The organism is Nonomuraea monospora, from assembly GCF_039531895.1.
GTDB classification, from domain to species: Bacteria; Actinomycetota; Actinomycetes; order Streptosporangiales; family Streptosporangiaceae; genus Nonomuraea; species Nonomuraea monospora.
Genome location: NZ_BAAAQX010000026.1, coordinates 142,593 through 157,463, shown reverse-complemented (window position 1 = coordinate 157,463; position 14,871 = coordinate 142,593). Strand labels below are relative to the sequence as shown.

The 14,871-nt window shown below is 73.6% G+C and carries 16 protein-coding genes; 11 read left to right on the top strand and 5 right to left on the bottom strand.

Annotated elements, in window-relative coordinates:
- The first annotated feature begins 135 nt into the window (after nucleotides 1-135).
- Entirely contained in the window at nucleotides 136-1,356 is a 1,221-nt protein-coding gene (locus tag ABD331_RS39305) for an extracellular catalytic domain type 1 short-chain-length polyhydroxyalkanoate depolymerase (RefSeq protein ID WP_344487015.1), read from the top strand.
- 10 nt (nucleotides 1,357-1,366) lie between these two features.
- Here the strand turns inward: ABD331_RS39305 and ABD331_RS39300 are convergent, their stop codons facing one another.
- Nucleotides 1,367-2,029, bottom strand: coding sequence for an alpha/beta fold hydrolase (locus ABD331_RS39300; RefSeq protein WP_344487013.1), 663 nt, complete (start codon nucleotides 2,027-2,029; stop codon nucleotides 1,367-1,369).
- 82 nt (nucleotides 2,030-2,111) lie between these two features.
- On the opposite strand from ABD331_RS39300, the gene ABD331_RS39295 reads away from it, so the two are divergent.
- The 7 genes from ABD331_RS39295 to ABD331_RS39265 all read left to right on the top strand — a co-directional run bounded on the left by ABD331_RS39295 (nucleotide 2,112) and on the right by ABD331_RS39265 (nucleotide 8,969).
- Entirely contained in the window at nucleotides 2,112-2,759 is a 648-nt protein-coding gene (locus ABD331_RS39295) for an RNA polymerase sigma factor (protein ID WP_344487011.1), read from the top strand.
- Nucleotides 2,756-3,940 carry a hypothetical protein gene (locus ABD331_RS39290; RefSeq protein ID WP_344487009.1) on the top strand — a complete coding sequence of 395 codons (1,185 nt, stop codon included), beginning with the start codon at nucleotides 2,756-2,758 and terminating at the stop codon, nucleotides 3,938-3,940. Before ABD331_RS39295 ends, ABD331_RS39290 begins: the two co-directional genes overlap by 4 nt.
- 62 nt (nucleotides 3,941-4,002) lie before the next feature.
- Nucleotides 4,003-4,626 carry a glyoxalase gene (locus ABD331_RS39285; RefSeq protein WP_344487007.1) on the top strand — a complete coding sequence of 208 codons (624 nt, stop codon included), beginning with the start codon at nucleotides 4,003-4,005 and terminating at the stop codon, nucleotides 4,624-4,626.
- A 16-nt stretch (nucleotides 4,627-4,642) separates the two neighbouring features.
- Nucleotides 4,643-5,107, top strand: coding sequence for a helix-turn-helix transcriptional regulator (locus tag ABD331_RS39280; protein ID WP_344487005.1), 465 nt, complete (start codon nucleotides 4,643-4,645; stop codon nucleotides 5,105-5,107).
- 4 nt (nucleotides 5,108-5,111) lie between these two features.
- Nucleotides 5,112-5,522, top strand: coding sequence for a VOC family protein (locus ABD331_RS39275; RefSeq protein ID WP_344487003.1), 411 nt, complete (start codon nucleotides 5,112-5,114; stop codon nucleotides 5,520-5,522).
- Between the two features lie 39 nt (nucleotides 5,523-5,561).
- A complete protein-coding gene (locus ABD331_RS39270) occupies nucleotides 5,562-6,599 on the top strand; it encodes a LacI family DNA-binding transcriptional regulator (RefSeq protein ID WP_344487001.1) in 1,038 nt (345 codons plus the stop codon).
- 162 nt (nucleotides 6,600-6,761) lie between these two features.
- The gene (locus ABD331_RS39265) at nucleotides 6,762-8,969 is read left to right on the top strand and encodes a rhamnogalacturonan lyase family protein (RefSeq protein WP_344487000.1); all 2,208 of its coding nucleotides are present in this window, start codon (nucleotides 6,762-6,764) and stop codon (nucleotides 8,967-8,969) included.
- A 69-nt stretch (nucleotides 8,970-9,038) separates the two neighbouring features.
- Here the strand turns inward: ABD331_RS39265 and ABD331_RS39260 are convergent, their stop codons facing one another.
- Nucleotides 9,039-9,899, bottom strand: coding sequence for a hypothetical protein (locus ABD331_RS39260; RefSeq protein ID WP_344486998.1), 861 nt, complete (start codon nucleotides 9,897-9,899; stop codon nucleotides 9,039-9,041).
- A 193-nt stretch (nucleotides 9,900-10,092) separates the two neighbouring features.
- On the opposite strand from ABD331_RS39260, the gene ABD331_RS39255 reads away from it, so the two are divergent.
- Nucleotides 10,093-10,965 carry a helix-turn-helix transcriptional regulator gene (locus ABD331_RS39255; protein WP_344486996.1) on the top strand — a complete coding sequence of 291 codons (873 nt, stop codon included), beginning with the start codon at nucleotides 10,093-10,095 and terminating at the stop codon, nucleotides 10,963-10,965.
- 83 nt (nucleotides 10,966-11,048) lie between these two features.
- Here the strand turns inward: ABD331_RS39255 and ABD331_RS39250 are convergent, their stop codons facing one another.
- Entirely contained in the window at nucleotides 11,049-11,675 is a 627-nt protein-coding gene (locus ABD331_RS39250) for a class I SAM-dependent methyltransferase (RefSeq protein WP_344486994.1), read from the bottom strand.
- 83 nt (nucleotides 11,676-11,758) lie between these two features.
- A complete protein-coding gene (locus ABD331_RS39245) occupies nucleotides 11,759-12,673 on the bottom strand; it encodes an NmrA family NAD(P)-binding protein (protein ID WP_344486992.1) in 915 nt (304 codons plus the stop codon).
- A gap of 61 nt (nucleotides 12,674-12,734) precedes the next feature.
- Here ABD331_RS39245 and ABD331_RS39240 point away from each other — a divergent pair, with 61 nt between their 5' ends.
- Entirely contained in the window at nucleotides 12,735-13,094 is a 360-nt protein-coding gene (locus tag ABD331_RS39240; protein WP_344486989.1) for a MerR family transcriptional regulator, read from the top strand.
- Between the two features lie 18 nt (nucleotides 13,095-13,112).
- Here the strand turns inward: ABD331_RS39240 and ABD331_RS39235 are convergent, their stop codons facing one another.
- On the bottom strand, nucleotides 13,113-13,943 hold the full coding sequence (locus tag ABD331_RS39235; protein WP_344486987.1) for a maleylpyruvate isomerase family mycothiol-dependent enzyme: 831 nt from the start codon (nucleotides 13,941-13,943) through the stop codon (nucleotides 13,113-13,115).
- A gap of 138 nt (nucleotides 13,944-14,081) precedes the next feature.
- On the opposite strand from ABD331_RS39235, the gene ABD331_RS39230 reads away from it, so the two are divergent.
- On the top strand, nucleotides 14,082-14,843 hold the full coding sequence (locus ABD331_RS39230) for a TSUP family transporter (protein ID WP_425566154.1): 762 nt from the start codon (nucleotides 14,082-14,084) through the stop codon (nucleotides 14,841-14,843).
- Nucleotides 14,844-14,871 lie beyond the last annotated feature (28 nt).

Below are 14,871 nucleotides of genomic sequence, written 5' to 3'. Positions count from 1 at the left end.
GCCCGCGGCGCTTCCGGCGTGACGTGACGGACGCCCGTGCGGGCGGTGTCAAAGGTGTGGACCGGCACCATGTCCCACGCCCGTCCAGCCGTCTAACGTGCGCTGCAACACCCCCAGAAGAGCAGGGAGCCTGCCGTGGCCACCACTCTCCTCAGCCGCACCCTCACCCTCCTGCTGCTCGCCGTCCTGCCGTGGACGGCCCTGTCGGCCCAGCACGACGCCCGGGCGGCGTCGCTGGTCCAGGTCACCTCGTTCGGCGCCAACCCCGGCAACCTCACCATGTACGTCTACCGCCCCGACGGCGCGGGCACCGGCCGCCCGCTGGTCGTCCTGCTGCACGGCTGCACCCAGAACGCCGCCGGCTACTTCGCCAACTCCGGCTGGCGCCAGTACGCCGACCAGTGGGGCTTCACCCTGGTGCTGCCGCAGACCGGCAGCGCCAACAACTCCTCCAGCTGCTTCAACTGGTTCCAGACCGGCGACACCACGCGCGGCCAGGGCGAGGCGGCCTCGATCCGCGCCATGGTGGCCCACGCCGCCGCCACGTACGGCTCCGACCCGGCGCGGACCTACGTCAGCGGCCTGTCGGCGGGCGGCGCGATGGCGGCGGTCATGCTGGCGACCTACCCGGACGTGTTCGCGGCCGGTTCGATCGGCGCGGGCCTGGCCTACCGGTGCGCCACCAGCCTGACCCAGGCGTCGAGCTGCCAGTACGGCTCCACCCAGCGCACCCCCCGGCAGTGGGGCGACCTGGTGCGCGCCGCCCACTCCGGCTACGCGGGCCCGTACCCGAGGGTGGCGATCTGGCAGGGGCAGTCGGACTACACGGTGGTGCCCGCGAACGGCAGGCAACTGCGCGACCAGTGGACGGACGTGCGCGGCGTCTCCCAGACGCCCACTTCGACCGCCTCCCTCACCGGCGGCACCACCATGACCGTGTACGGCGGCGACGACGTGCGTCTGTACGAGATCGCCGGGATGGGCCACGGCCTGCCGGTGGACCCGGGCACCGCGACCGGCCAATGCGGGGCCACGGCCGCCTACTTCCTGGACACCATCTGCTCGGCCTACCACGACGCCCGCTTCTTCGGCCTGGCCAGCGACACCCCGCCGACCCCGAGCCCCACGCCGACGCCCACTCCCACCCCGACGCCTACTCCGACCCCGACGGTGCCGGGCACGTGCGTGCGGGCCAGCAACTACGCCCACACCACGGCGGGCCGCGCCCACCAGGAAGGCGGCTACACCTACGCCAACGGCTCCAACGACCCCATGGGCCTGTGGAACACCTTCGTCGTCCACGCCCTCCGCCAGACCGGCCCCGGCCACTGGGTGCTGGCCGACGGCGAGTGCTGAGCCGTGCCGCTCACCCGCCGGCGGGGATCCCCGCCAGGTAGCCGGCCAGCTCGCCCGGCCGCGACAGCATCACCATGTGGCCGCCGGGCATCTCGTCCGGGATGACGCCGAGCCGCTCCGCCACGTGCCGCCGGACGAACTCGGGCGGGAAGAAGCGGTCGTCGCGGCAGAGCAGGTAGCGGGTGGGGACGTCCGGCCAGGCGTCCAGCGGCCACGGCTGCCGGTAGGCGCGGTCCATGCTCATCTTCGCGGCCAGCTCGCCGTCGTGGGCCAGCACCCGCTCGGCCAGCTCGCGCGGGACGTCCTGAAGGTAGAGCTGGTACTCGTCGTCGATGCCGGGGGAGGGGTGGCCGGAGCGTCCCCACCACTCCTCCGGCGGCTCGCCCGGGCTCGGGATCATGGCGGTCAGCATGACCAGCGCGGCGGCCTCGACCCGGGCGCAGACGAGCGGGCCGATGAAGCCGCCCCACGAGTGGGCCACCACCACAAGGGGCCGGCGCTCGCCGATCGCCTGGACGACGCTGCCGGCGTAGTCCCAGAGCGTTTCCTCCGGGTCGGACATCGGGAGGGTCACCGCGACGGTGTCGTGCCCGCGTTCGCGCAGCTCTGCCTCGACCAGGTGCCAGTCGAAGGCGCTGCCGCCACCGCCGTGGATGAGAGCGAAGGTTGTCATGCAGGTGATGACCGCCGCGGGCGCGCGAACTCATCGGTGTGCGGGAAGCAGCGGATCGGGGAGGGTGCGCGTTACAAAGGTCATGAACAGTGAGACAGCCGCCCGCGCACCCGCGCCGCCGGGCCACGGAGCCGAGCCGGCGGGCACTGGAGCCGGGCCGGCGGGCAGCGGAGCCGAGCCGGTGGGCACTGGAGCCGGGCCGGCGGGCAGCGGAGCCGAGCCGGCGGGCACTGGAGCCGGGCCGGCGGGCAGCGGCGCCGAGCTGGCGGACCTGTACAGCGAGCACTGGCTCGCGCTGGTGCGCCTGGCCGTGCTGCTCGTCGGTGACAGGGAGAGCGCCGAGGACGTCGTACAGGACGTCTTCTCGCGGCTGCACGGCAAGCGGCCGGACGCGCTGAGCCTGGCGTACGTGCGCGCCTGCGTGCTGAACGGCTCCCGCTCGGTGCTGCGGCGGCGCGGCGTGGCCGCCAGGGCGGCGCGGCCCGGCCGGTCGGACGAGCCGGTGGACTCGGCGGAGACGGCCGCGCTGCTGGGGGAGTCGCGGCAGGAGATGCTGTCCGCGCTGAGCCGGCTGCCGAGGCGGCAGCGCGAGGTTCTCGTGCTGCGGTACTACCTCGATCTGCCCGACGCCGACATCGCGCGGATGACGCGCGTCAGAGAGAGCACCGTGCGGTCCACCGCCTCCAGGGCACTGGACCGCCTCCAGCGTGAACTGGGAGGCCAGGCATGACGGGCATCGAGGATCGGCTCAGGGACGCGCTGGCCGCCAAGGCGGGAAGCGTACGCGACGACGGCCGCCCACGCGTCCTGCCCCCGCCGCACTCCCGCCCGGCCGCCTACCGGTGGTGGGCGCCGCTGGCGGTGGCGGCCACCCTCGTGCTGGTCGTGGCGATCTCCTTCGCGACCACCCGCGCCGTCACCCCGCCCACGCCGCACCCGGCCCAGCGCCCCACCCCGTACGTCGGCCCCTTCGCCCCGCCGGTCGAGCAGGTGTGGCCGGACGCCGTGCACGAGATCCCCACCACCGCACCGGGCAAGCGCGCTTTCGAGCCGGACGTGTTCATCAACCCCCGCGTCGTCGCCGGACGGGGCCTGACCAGGAACCGGCCGGACAGCGTCTGGTCCTACGACGTGGACAAGCGCCGCTTCACCCGCATCGCGACCCTCGGGCACAAGACCATTCCGAACGGGTCCGTGGTCTTCGGTGGCGGACACGTCGCGTGGTCGGCCTTCGGCGACCGCGAGGTGGAGATCTGGGCCGCGCCCGTCACCGGCGGCAAGCCCCGCCGCCTGGCCACGGTGCCCGCCACCCTCACCAGCGACAACGAGCTCATCGGAGCCCAGAACCTGACCATCGCCGACGGCACCGTGTGGTGGTCCCCGGAGGAGGGCGGCGTCTACCGCCTCCCGCTGAAGGGCGGCACCCCCACCCTGATCACCGGCACGAGGGGCTACCACCTGCTCGAATGGCCCTGGGCGGGCGAGCCGCGCGGCGACCGCGCGGTGGACCACCCCGTCCCGCGCCCGATGGAGCACCTCAAGAACGTGCGCACCGGCGAGACCAGGGACGCCACCCCGCCCTCCGGCCGCACCTGGTGGACAGGCTGCGGGGTGACGTGGTGTTTCAGCGGCATCGAGACCTGGCGGCGCGACGGCACCGGCCTGCGCGCCCTCCCCGGGCAGGCCTCGGGAGACCTCTACTCGGGCCGCTACGTCCTGCTCCGGCAGCGCGACGCCTCAGGTGCGGGAGCCGCGGCCGTGCACGACCTGGCGACGGGGCGTACCGGCACGCTGTTCCGCATCCCGACGCGCCGCGGCGACAAGGCGCCCCCCACCCTGCACGCCCAGCAGGGCCTGTTCTGGTACCAGACGGGACGCGGCACGCAGGTCCTGATCCGTCTCACACCATGACGCCCACGACCGATCAGGAATCGAGAAGCACTGGTCAGGCGCTCACGCGTAGCGTTCTCGTCATGACCTCCATCGACTCCGTCACCCTCGAAGCAGCCGACCCCGCCGCCGCGCGGAGCTTCTACACCGCAGCCTTCGACCTCGACTCGCACGTGTCCTTCGACACCTCCGACGCGCCGACGACCGGCTTCCGCGGCTTCACCCTGTCGCTCACGGTGTCGCAGCCCGGCACCGTAGACAGCCTCATCGGCACCGCCCTGGAAGCCGGCGCCACGCCGCTGAAGCCGCCGGCCAAGTCGCTGTGGGGCTACGGCGGCGTCGTCCGCAGCCCGGACGGGTCGATCTGGAACATCGCCACCACCTCGAAGAAGGACACCGGCCCGGTCACCCGGGAGTTCGACAGCTTCGTCCTGCTGCTGGGCGTCGCGGACGTGGCCGCGAGCAAGCGGTTCTACCTCGAACGCGGCCTCACCGTCGGCAAGAGCTTCGGCCGCATGTACGTCGAGTTCGACACCGGGGAGAGCCCCGTCAAGCTGGCCCTCTACCGGCGCCGCGCCCTCGCCAAGACCGCCGGCGTCCCCGCCGACGGCACCGGCTCCCACCGCCTCGTCATCGGCGGCGACCTCGGCGAGTTCACCGACCCCGACGGCTTCGCGTGGCAGGCCGCGGCCCGTACCTCGTTGTGAAAGGAAGCACGACCCCATGTGCCACCCTTCGTGGAGCCGCGCGCTCACCACGGCGCACCACCTGAGCGACCTGGCGCGGCTGCGGCGCGTCCGCGACAGGATCGACCGGGAGTACGCGCAGCCGCTGGACGTCGAGGCGCTGGCGCGCGGCGCGCACATGTCGGCCGGGCACCTCAGCCGCGAGTTCCGGCGGGCCTACGGCGAGTCGCCGTACACGTACCTGATGACGCGCCGCATCGAACGCGCGATGGCGCTGCTGCGCAGGGCCGACCTGAGCGTCACTGAGGTGTGCTTCGCGGTCGGCTGCTCGTCGCTGGGCACCTTCAGCACCCGGTTCACCGAGCTGGTCGGCGTGCCGCCGAGCGTCTACCGGCGCGAGGCGGCCCGCGCGGCGGCGGGCCTGCCGTCCTGCGTCGCCAAGCAGGTGACCAGGCCGATCAGGAGGCCTGCGGCGCGCGCCGCCGTGCCACAGCTAACGTGAGGCCATGGACATCACCATTCACACGAGCTCGCTCCCGCACGACGACCCTGAGGCCTCCCTGGCCTTCTACCGCGACGCGCTCGGCTTCGAGGTGCGCAGCGACGTCGGCAGCGGCAAGATGCGCTGGATCACGGTCGGCCCCGCCGGCCAGCCCGGCACGTCCATCCTCCTCGCGCCGCCGGCCGCCGACCCCGGCATCACCGACGACGAGCGCCGCACCATCGCCGAGATGATGGCCAAGGGCACCTACGGCTGGATCCTGCTGGCCACCGCCGACCTCGACGGCACCTTCGAGAAGGTCCAGGGCGCGGGCGCGGAGGTGGTGCAGGAGCCGGTGGAGCAGCCGTACGGGGTGCGCGACTGCGCCTTCCGCGACCCCGCGGGCAACCTGGTCCGCATCCAGGAGGTGCGCTGAGCCGTCCCGGATCCGCCTTGATCCGGATATGGTGCTGCGGTGAACGGGGACGTCTCCACCGGGCCGCGCCGCCCCGGGATGCGCCAGGTCGCCAGGGAGGCTGGGGTCTCGCCGACGACGGTCAGCAACGTCCTGAACAACCCCGAGCTGGTCGCCGAGGAGACGCGCCGCCGCGTGCACGCGGCGATGGAACGCGTCGGCTACCTGCCGGACAACGCCGCCAGGCGGTTACGCGGCGTGCCCAGCCCGCTGGTCGGCGCGGTGACGCTGGACATCGCGGGCCCGTTCTTCACCGAGGTGTGCCGTGGGGTGGAGGATCGGCTGCTCCAGGACGGCTGCATGCTGATGACGTGCAGCACCGACCTGCAGCCCGGGCGGGAGCGGCACTATCTGCAGGAGCTGGAGAAGCAGCGGGTGCGCGGCGTGCTCGTCACGCCGGCCGAGTCCGACCTGGACCCGCTGGTCGCGCTGGCCGCGCGCGGGGTGCCGGTGGTGCTGCTGGACCACCGGTCGGACGGCCGGCTGTGCTCGGTGTCGATGGACAACGAGTGGGGCGGTGAGCAGGTCGCCGCGCACCTGATCGGGCTGGGGCACCGGCGCGTCGCCCTGCTCGGCGCCGCGATCGAGGTGCAGCAGACCGCCGAACGCCACCGGGGGGTGCGCAGGGCGTTCCTGAACGCGGGCCTGGACCCCGACCGGGGCGTGCTGGACGTCAGGGTGCCGTCGCCCGACATCACGGTGACGGCCGCGGCGGCCCTGGAGGACGTGCTGGGCGCGGCCGACCCGCCCACCGCGATCCTGTGCCTCAACGACACGGCGGCGCTCGGCGTGATCGGCGGCCTGCGGGAGCGGGGCATCGCCGTGCCGGGGGAGATGTCGGTGGTGGGGTACGACGACGTGGCCTTCGCCGCCGAGCTGGCCCCGGCGCTGACCACCGTGTGGCAGCCGAAGCGCGAGCTCGGCCGGGTGGCGGCGGAGCTGCTGCTGGACGAGGCCAGGCCCGGCCACCGGCACCAGAAGCTGGTCTACCGGCCGCGGCTGGTCGTCCGCGCGTCCACCGCGCCCCCTCGCCGCTGACCGGCTCCGAAAGTTTCAGGACGGTCGTGCGCGCCATCCCGCCGCTGACCTGAAAGGTAACAATCCCGATCTCGGACGGGCCGCGACGTCTCGTTGACACACTGATCAGGGGCTTCTTACCGTGTGCCCGCTGGTGCGGTCTCCCCATCGATTGGACGTCCAATGAAACGTTTATCCACGGCGCTCGGCGGCGGCGCGGCCTGCCTGGTGCTGGCCGGCGCGCTCGGCCTGCAGTCGCCCGCCGCCGCGGCGGTGGCCTGCGACGTCGGCTACACCGTCGCCACCCAGTGGCCCGGCGGGTTCACCGGCGAGGTGACCATCAGGAACCTGGGCGAGGCGATCAACGGCTGGCGCCTCGGCTGGTCCTTCGCCGCCGGGCAGCGGATCACCCAGGCGTGGAACGCCACCGCCGTCCAGAGCGGAGCGGCGGTCACCGCCTCCGACGCCGGCCACAACGCCGCCATCCCGCAGGGCGGCACCGCCACGTTCGGCTTCAACGCCTCCTGGAGCACCGCCAACCCGGCGCCCGCCACGTTCACGCTCAACGGCGTCACCTGCACCGGCGACCCCGGCGGGCCTGGTGAGCCGACCCCGACCGTCACCCCCACCACCACTCCCACCTCTGCGCCCGAAGGGGCCAAGCAGGTGGAGGACCTCGACCGCGGCCTGATCAGCGTCCGCTCAGGCAGCGGCAACCTGGTCTCCTGGCGGCTGCTCGGCACCGAGCCGCGCGACACCTCCTTCACCGTCTACCGGGGCGGCACCCGCGTCGCGACCGTCACCGACTCCACCAACTACCTCGACGCCGGGGCCGCCGCCGACGCCTCCTACACCGTCCGCCCGGTCAGCGGCGGCGTGGAGGGGCCCGCCTCGCCGGGCGCGCTGCGCTTCGGCGGCGGCTACCTCGACGTGCCGATCACCCCGCCGTCCTCAGGACACCATGCCAACGACGCGAGCGTCGGCGACCTGGACGGCGACGGCCGCCTCGACCTGGTGCTGAAGTGGGAGGCCAACAACTCCAAGGACAACTCCCAGTCCGGCGTGACCGACCCCGTCTACCTCGACGGCGTCACGCTGGACGGCACCCGCCTGTGGCGGATCAACCTGGGCCGCAACATCCGCGCCGGCGCCCACTACACCCAGTTCCAGGTCTACGACTACGACGGCGACGGCAGGGCCGAGGTCGCCGCGAAGACCGCCGACGGCACCATTGACGGCCGCGGCACCGTGATCGGCGACGCGGGCGCCGACCACCGCAACTCCGGCGGCTACATCCTGTCCGGCCCCGAGTACCTGACCATGTTCAGCGGGCAGACCGGCGCCGCGCTGTCCACCGTGAGCTACGACCCGCCGCGCGGCAACGTCGCCTCCTGGGGCGACAGCTACGGCAACCGGGTGGACCGCTTCCTGGCCGGCACCGCCTACCTGGACGGCGAGCGCCCGTCGCTGATCATGGCGCGCGGCTACTACACCCGCTCCGTGATCGCCGCCTGGGACTTCCGCGACGGCCGGCTCGTCAAGCGCTGGACGTTCGACAGCAGCGCCTCAGGTAACGGCTCCTACGCCGGTCAGGGCAACCACTCGCTGACCGTGGGCGACGTGGACGGCGACGGCCGCGACGAGATCCTCTACGGCGCCGCCGCCATCGACGACAACGGGCGCGGCCTGTGGAACGTCGGCTGGGGCCACGGCGACGCCGCCCACCTGGGCGACCTCGTCCCCGGCCGGGCGGGCCAGGAGTACGTCAAGATCTCCGAGTCGGCCGGCCGGCCCGGCCTGTACATGGTGGACGCCCGCACCGGCCAGGTGCTGTGGCAGACCGGCTCCGGCTCGGGCTCCGACGGCGAGGGCCCGGCGCGCGGCGTGTCCGCCGACGTGTACGCAGGCAGCCCCGGCGCCGAGTCCTGGGCCGCGGGCGCGGGCCAGAACGGCCTGCGCGGCACGTCCGGCGCGGTCGTCGGCCGCCAGCCGTCCTCGGCGAACTTCCTGTCCTGGTGGGACGGCGACCCGGTGCGCGAGCTGCTCGACCAGACCCGCATCGACAAGTACGGCACCGGCGGCGAGACCCGGCTGCTGACCGCCTCCGGCGTGCACAGCAACAACGGCACCAAGGCCACCCCGTCACTGTCCGGCGACATCCTGGGCGACTGGCGCGAGGAGGTCATCTGGCCCACCACCGACAACCGGGCCCTGCGCATCTACGCCACCCCCCACGCGACCACCGTCAAGATCCACACCTTGCTGCACGACCCGCAGTACCGCGTGGCCCTGGCCTGGCAGAACACCGCCTACAACCAGCCGCCGCACCCCAGCTTCTTCATCGGGGCCGGCATGGCCACGCCGCCCCAGCCCGACGTCTACGTGCGCTGACCGTTCTCCCGTGCGTCCACCCGGAGGCGGGCGAGACCTCGCCGTCCGGCCCCGGGTGGACGCGCAGGGTCAGCCCGTCGAGGTGGTCGTAGTCCTGCCGGTCGCCGTTCGCCGGCCCGCGCCCTGCGGCGAAGGGATCATGTCCGTCCGCTCGGCGGGCCGGGCTCCCTCACCCGCCCCTGAGGCGGCGGGCCGTGCTCCCTCACCCGCCTCTGAGGCGGCGGGCCAGGTGGCCGAGGCCGCCAGGGGCTGACCGGCGTCGGGCGGCACCGCGCGGATCACCCAGCCGTTGAGCCCGGCCTCCGCACCGAGCGCGCCGTTGCGACCGGCCTCCGCACCGAGCGCGCCGTTGTGACCGGCTTCCGCGCCGAGCGTGCCGTTGTGACCGGCTTCCGTGCCGAGCGTGCCGTTGTGACCGGCTTCCGTGCCGAGCGTGCCGTTGTGACCGGCTTCCGTGCCGAGCGTGCCGTTGTGACCGGCTTCCGTGCCGAGCGTGCCGTTGTGACCGGCTTCCGCACCGAGCGCGCCGTTGTGACCGGCCGGCAGCAGACCGCGAACCGTGAGGAAGCTCTGCCGCCGCCGCAGTGTGACCAGCCGCACCGTCGCCCGCCTGGTCCTCTCGGCCGACTCCCGCGACCGCTGCTCGGCCAGCGCCGCCCGCTCGTCGGCCCGGCGGGCCAGCTCGGCGGCGTCCTCGCCGGCCGGCGTCGCCCGCCTGCCGTCCTGGCGAGCCGGCGCTGTGGCCGACGCTGTGGCCGACGCTGTGGCGGAGCCCGCCGGACCGGAACCCCGGCCGCCGGGAGGGGCGGCGGCGGAGCGCAGGCGGGCGGCCATCCGGTAGGCCTGGCGGCTCAGGGGATGGTCGGGGTCACGTGAGGCCAGCGCGGCCAGCAGCGCCGCGGCTCTGCGAATCTCGCGCTCTTCCAGCATCGACACCTCCAGACGTCTGACGTGTGCTCGTCAGGACGGCGAAGGCGGCGCATGCCGGGGACACCGCTCTCGCCGGCGTGTCTCACCTTAATGAGGACGGGCACGGACCGAAACGACGCCATCCCGCAAGGGGGGATCGGCGATACCCGGCTGAGCGGCGAGGCCGCCGCCCACCTGCGAACATAATGGACACATGGATCGTGCAGCACTGGCGGACTTCCTGCGCCGCCGCCGCGAGGACCTGCGGCCCGAGGACGTCGGGCTCCCCGAGGGCGCGCGCCGCAGGGCCACCGGCCTGCGGCGCGAGGAGGTGGCCGCACTCGCCGTGATGTCGACCGACTACTACACCCGCCTGGAGCAGCAGCGCGGGCCGCAGCCCAGCGTGCAGATGCTCGCCTCGCTCGCCCGCGCCCTGCGGCTGACCAGCGGCGAGCGCGACTACCTGTTCCAGATCGCCGGGCACAACGCCCCCGCCTCGGTGACGGACGCGACGCACGTCGCCCCCGCCCTGCTGCGCGTGCTGGACCGGCTGGAGGACACCCCGGCGCTCATCCTGTCCGACCTGAGCGAGACGCTCGTGCAGAACCGGATGGCGCAAGCCCTGTTCGGCGACAGGTCCGGCTACACCGGTCTCGACCGCTTCGAGATCTACCGCTGGTTCACCGACCCGGCGGAGCGGCTGCACTACCCGGAGGACGACCGCGACCGGCAGAGCCGCGCCCTGGTCGCCAACATGCGCGCCGCCTACGGGACGAGGGGCCCGCAGTCGCGGGCGGGCGAGCTGGTGCGGGCGCTGCGCAAGGAGAGCGCCGAGTTCGCCGAGCTGTGGGACCGGCACGAGGTGGCCAAGCGCTTCGAGGACCACAAGATCCTCGTCCATCCCGAGCTGGGCGACATCGAGCTGGACTGCCAGGTGCTGTTCACCGAGGACCAGTCGCAGGCGCTGCTCGTGCTGACCGCCCCGCCGCGCACCGAGGGGTACGAGAAGCTGCGGCTGCTGGCCGTGCTGGGGCAGCAGCGCTTCACCGGACGGCAGGACAGCGCGTCCGAGCCCCTGGGCCGGTGACCCGCCCGTCCGCCGTGGGTCGTGGGCGGTGACCTGCGCGTCCGCCGTGGGTCGTGGGCGGTGACCTGCGCGTCCGCCGTGGGTCATGGGCCGGTGATCTCCCCGTCGGCCGCGGGGAGGCGGGGGCGGCGGGCCACGTACACGACGGCGGGCGGCAGGTTGCGCCAGACGGTCGCGGTCGTCACGACCTCCTCGAACGCCTCCCGCAGGCCCCCGGCCAGCCGCCGGGCGGGCGCGGCCCAGCGCGTCCAGGTGTAGGCGAACTGCGTGTAGACCCCGGCGGGCGACAGGACGCGCGCCACCGACCCGATCAGCGGCGGCTGCCCGGCGTACGCGACCCACGGCAGGCCGCTGACCACGACGTCCACCGGCCCGACGCCGAGCCGGGCGAGCAGCTCCGGCAGGCGCACGGCGTCCTCGCACACCACCTCGACGGCGGGGTGGGCGCGGGCGACTGCGGCGGCGAACCTGGCGTTCAGCTCGACCACGACGTGCCTGCCCCGGCCGCCCAGCCGCCGCTGGATGGCGGAGGTGAAGGCGCCCGTCCCCGCGCCTAGCTCGACCACCGCCGGCTCGCCGCGCTCGGGCACGCCCACCACCATCCGCGCCGCCAGCCCCGCCGAGCTGGGCAGCACCGCGGCCGTGCGCATGGGCGACCTGATGAACTCCCGCACGAACCCGAGTGCCGGGCTCCGCTGATCGGTCGTCACAGTGCCGCTCCCCCGGGTCCGCTCCGCTGCCGCGCTGCAGATTCTCGCGGCGGGCGATGGCGCGCGGATGGCCGGGAGGTGAATCATCGGGCGGGGCTCAGTGCCTCGCCGGAGTCGAACAGCTCGCGGTTCCGTAGCACGAACGCCCGCAGGGTGGTCGCCGGTCGCCCGGTGACGCGCTCGATGTGATCGGTGATCGGCGGGTCCGTCAGGGTGCCGTTCCTGGTGCGCTCGAACACGTTGCGGACGCAGGCCAGGTAGACGGGATCGCCGCCCGCGGCGGTCATCCGCCGGTAGAACACCTCGGGCTCGGCCGGCCGGTACCGCCACGGCCGCCCGGTCACCTCGGCCAGCAGGGCGGCGATCTCGTGCGGCGACGCGGACTCGGCGGCCAGGTCGTACGCCTGCCCGGCGTGCGCCGCCGGATCCCGCAGCACGGCGGCGGCCACGGCGGCGATGTCGGTGACGTCCACCCAGTTGGGCCGCCCGTCGCCGACGAAGTGGGTCAGCACGCCCGGCTGCTCGACGCCGAGCCGCAGGCTCTGCATGAACGCGGACGGCCGCAGGTGCGTGTACCCCAGCCCGGAACGCTCGATGTAGGCCTCGACGAGCTGGTGCCAGGCGAAGTGCACGATCGTGGTGTCGGGGGCGGCGTTCACGCCCACGTGCACCACATGGGCGGCGCCCGCGGCCCGGGCGGCGTCCACGGCGGCCTTGGACTGGGCGAGCATCCTGACGTCGTAGCCGGTGAGCAGGAAGACCCGCTCGATGCCGTCGAACACCGGCAGGACGGCGTCCAGCCCGCCCGTCTCGGCCTCGTCGAGGTCCAGGCGCCGCACCTCGATCCCGCGCTCGCGCAGCCTGCGGGCGCTCTCGGGGCGGCGGGCGGTGGCGACGAGCCGGATCCGGCCCGCCTCGTGGTCGGGGAGCAGCTCGTCGGCGAGCGCGGTGCCGACGGCGCCGCCCGCGCCCACGACCAGCACGGAAGTGGGTTCCATGCGGCGAAGGTAAACCGTCACGCCCGCGTGAGGGTCAAGCCCGTTGCCTAGGATCGGACGCATGCGCATCGGTCAGTTGTCGCGCCGTGCCGGGGTGAGCGTCAGGGCACTGCGCTACTACGAGGAGCAGAAGCTGCTGGTCCCGGCTCGGTCCGCGAACGGCTACCGCGACTACGACGAGGACGCGGTCGCGGTCGTGGGCCGGATCCGGCTGTTGTACGCGGCGGGGCTGAGCAGCGCGGCCGTCGGCGAGCTGCTGCCCGCCGCCTGCGGCGACGGCCAGGGGGTGACGGTGCCCGGTGAGCTGACGGGGGAGCTGGAGCAGGCGCGGGCGCGGCTGGTCGGCGAGATCCGGCAGCGGGAGGCGTCACTGGACGTGCTCGAACGACTGCTCGCGAACGCCTGCCCCGCCCACGGCTGAGCCATACCGTCTCAAGGTCTACGCGACGACGGCCAGCAAGGTCGTCATGGCGTCGGTCAGCTCCCGATCCCCGCTGACCTCGGACCGAGCCCGCGCCTCAGCCACCCCGATCCCCCTGGTCGCCAGCCGCCAGAACGTGTCCTGCCCCATCGCGACCCGCGCCACGGGCTCACCCCCGGCCTCGGCCATCCGCCACCGCCCGTCCCGCCAGGCAGCCCAGAACCGCCCCCCGGCCGCCCCGAGCACCTCCAGCACCACCACCGTCCCCTCAGGACGATCATGCTCCCGCAGGGTGAACGGCAGGGCCTGCGCGAAGACGCCCAGCACCGGCGCCAGCAGCTCGGGCTGCGCCGCCCCCGGCCGGGCGACCGCATCGCGCACCTGCTGCTGGTGGACCCAGAACTCGGTGTACTCCCGCCCGACGTCGAGCCACGCCGGGCTGCCGACGTCGGTGGCCGCCCAGGACACGTTCAAGCCGGCGGGCGCCTCCAGGTCGTGCGCCGCCCACACCTCGTCGAGCCGCGGTCCGAGCAGCTCCAGCAGTTCGATCATCAGCCGCGGGCTGAGCTGGTGGGTCGCCTGGACGAACTCGCCGTTGACGCGGGCGAGGTAGGCGGGCAGCGTCTCGTCGTCGGCGAAGACGGCGCCGGCGTGCCCGTCGCGGGCCCCGGACAGGCGCCGCATGTAGTCGTTGAGCACGTGCCCGACGACGTCGTGCACGTCCCAGCCCGGGCAGACCGTCGGCCGCGCCCAGTCGGCCGGCGTCAGCGAGCGGAGCAGGTCGAGCAGGGCCTGGCGCTCAAGAGGGAAGAGGGGCCTGACATCGATGACCGGGCCGAAGATCGACATGCCTCCGACCCTACCGAGGCGTCTCTGCCCTGGGGAAACGAATATTCGACCGGCCCGGGGCAGGCCGCGGCCGAGTAACTAAGGCCCGACTTATACACTCATGACGGTTTTGTCGGGGGAAAGTCGGGGGAGTGGCGCGTGCCGCTGGATCAGATCCTCGTGTTGCTGGTCGCGGCGGCAGGAGCGGGATGGGTGGACGCCGTCGTGGGCGGCGGCGGGCTGCTGCAACTGCCCGCCATCCTCATGACCGGCATGCCCACGGTCGAGGCGATGGCCACCAACAAGTTCTCCTCGGTGTTCGGCACCACCTCCGCCGCCGTCGCCTACGCCCGCTCCACCAAGGTGGACCGGCAGGTGGCCGTCCCCGGAGCGGCGCTGGCGGTGCTCTGCGCCGGGCTGGGCGCGTGGGCGGCGGCGTCCATCTCGGCGGACGTGCTGCGGCCCGCCGTCATGGTGGTGCTGCTGGCCGTGGCCGCGTTCGTGACGCTGCGGCCGTCGATGGGCGCCGTGCCCGTGCCGCACCTGCGCACCGGGCCGCGGGTGTTCACGGCGGTGGCGGTGGCGGGCGTGGTGATCGCCTTCTACGACGGGATCATGGGGCCGGGGACCGGGACGTTCCTGATCATCGCCTTCACCACCATCCTCGGGCTCGACTTCGTCTCCGCCTCCGCCTCGGCGAAGATCATCAATATCGGGACGAACGTGGGGGCGCTCGTGGTGTTCGGCCTGCAAGGGCACGTGAACTGGGCGCTGGGGCTCGGCATGGCGGTGTGCAACGTGGCGGGCGCCCAGTTCGGCGCACGGATGGCGCTCAAGCGGGGCGCGTCATTCGTCCGGATCGTGCTGCTGTGCGTGGTGGTGGCGATGGTGATCAGACTGGGCTGGCAGCACTTCGGCTGACCGCAGTGACCAGGCCGCGGCGACCAGG

What these genes read in the sequence shown, in the direction of transcription:
- ABD331_RS39300 (WP_344487013.1), bottom strand. Translation starts at nt 2,029, where the DNA reads ATGACAACCTTCGCTCTCATCCACGGCGGTGGCGGCAGCGCCTTCGAC.
- ABD331_RS39235 (WP_344486987.1), bottom strand. Translation starts at nt 13,943, where the DNA reads ATGTCGATCTTCGGCCCGGTCATCGATGTCAGGCCCCTCTTCCCTCTT.
- ABD331_RS39295 (WP_344487011.1), top strand. Translation starts at nt 2,112, where the DNA reads ATGAACAGTGAGACAGCCGCCCGCGCACCCGCGCCGCCGGGCCACGGA.
- ABD331_RS39285 (WP_344487007.1), top strand. Translation starts at nt 4,003, where the DNA reads ATGACCTCCATCGACTCCGTCACCCTCGAAGCAGCCGACCCCGCCGCC.
- ABD331_RS39265 (WP_344487000.1), top strand. Translation starts at nt 6,762, where the DNA reads ATGAAACGTTTATCCACGGCGCTCGGCGGCGGCGCGGCCTGCCTGGTG.
- ABD331_RS39290 (WP_344487009.1), top strand. Translation starts at nt 2,756, where the DNA reads ATGACGGGCATCGAGGATCGGCTCAGGGACGCGCTGGCCGCCAAGGCG.
- ABD331_RS39280 (WP_344487005.1), top strand. Translation starts at nt 4,643, where the DNA reads ATGTGCCACCCTTCGTGGAGCCGCGCGCTCACCACGGCGCACCACCTG.
- ABD331_RS39245 (WP_344486992.1), bottom strand. Translation starts at nt 12,673, where the DNA reads ATGGAACCCACTTCCGTGCTGGTCGTGGGCGCGGGCGGCGCCGTCGGC.
- ABD331_RS39260 (WP_344486998.1), bottom strand. Translation starts at nt 9,899, where the DNA reads ATGCTGGAAGAGCGCGAGATTCGCAGAGCCGCGGCGCTGCTGGCCGCG.
- ABD331_RS39275 (WP_344487003.1), top strand. Translation starts at nt 5,112, where the DNA reads ATGGACATCACCATTCACACGAGCTCGCTCCCGCACGACGACCCTGAG.
- ABD331_RS39255 (WP_344486996.1), top strand. Translation starts at nt 10,093, where the DNA reads ATGGATCGTGCAGCACTGGCGGACTTCCTGCGCCGCCGCCGCGAGGAC.
- ABD331_RS39240 (WP_344486989.1), top strand. Translation starts at nt 12,735, where the DNA reads ATGCGCATCGGTCAGTTGTCGCGCCGTGCCGGGGTGAGCGTCAGGGCA.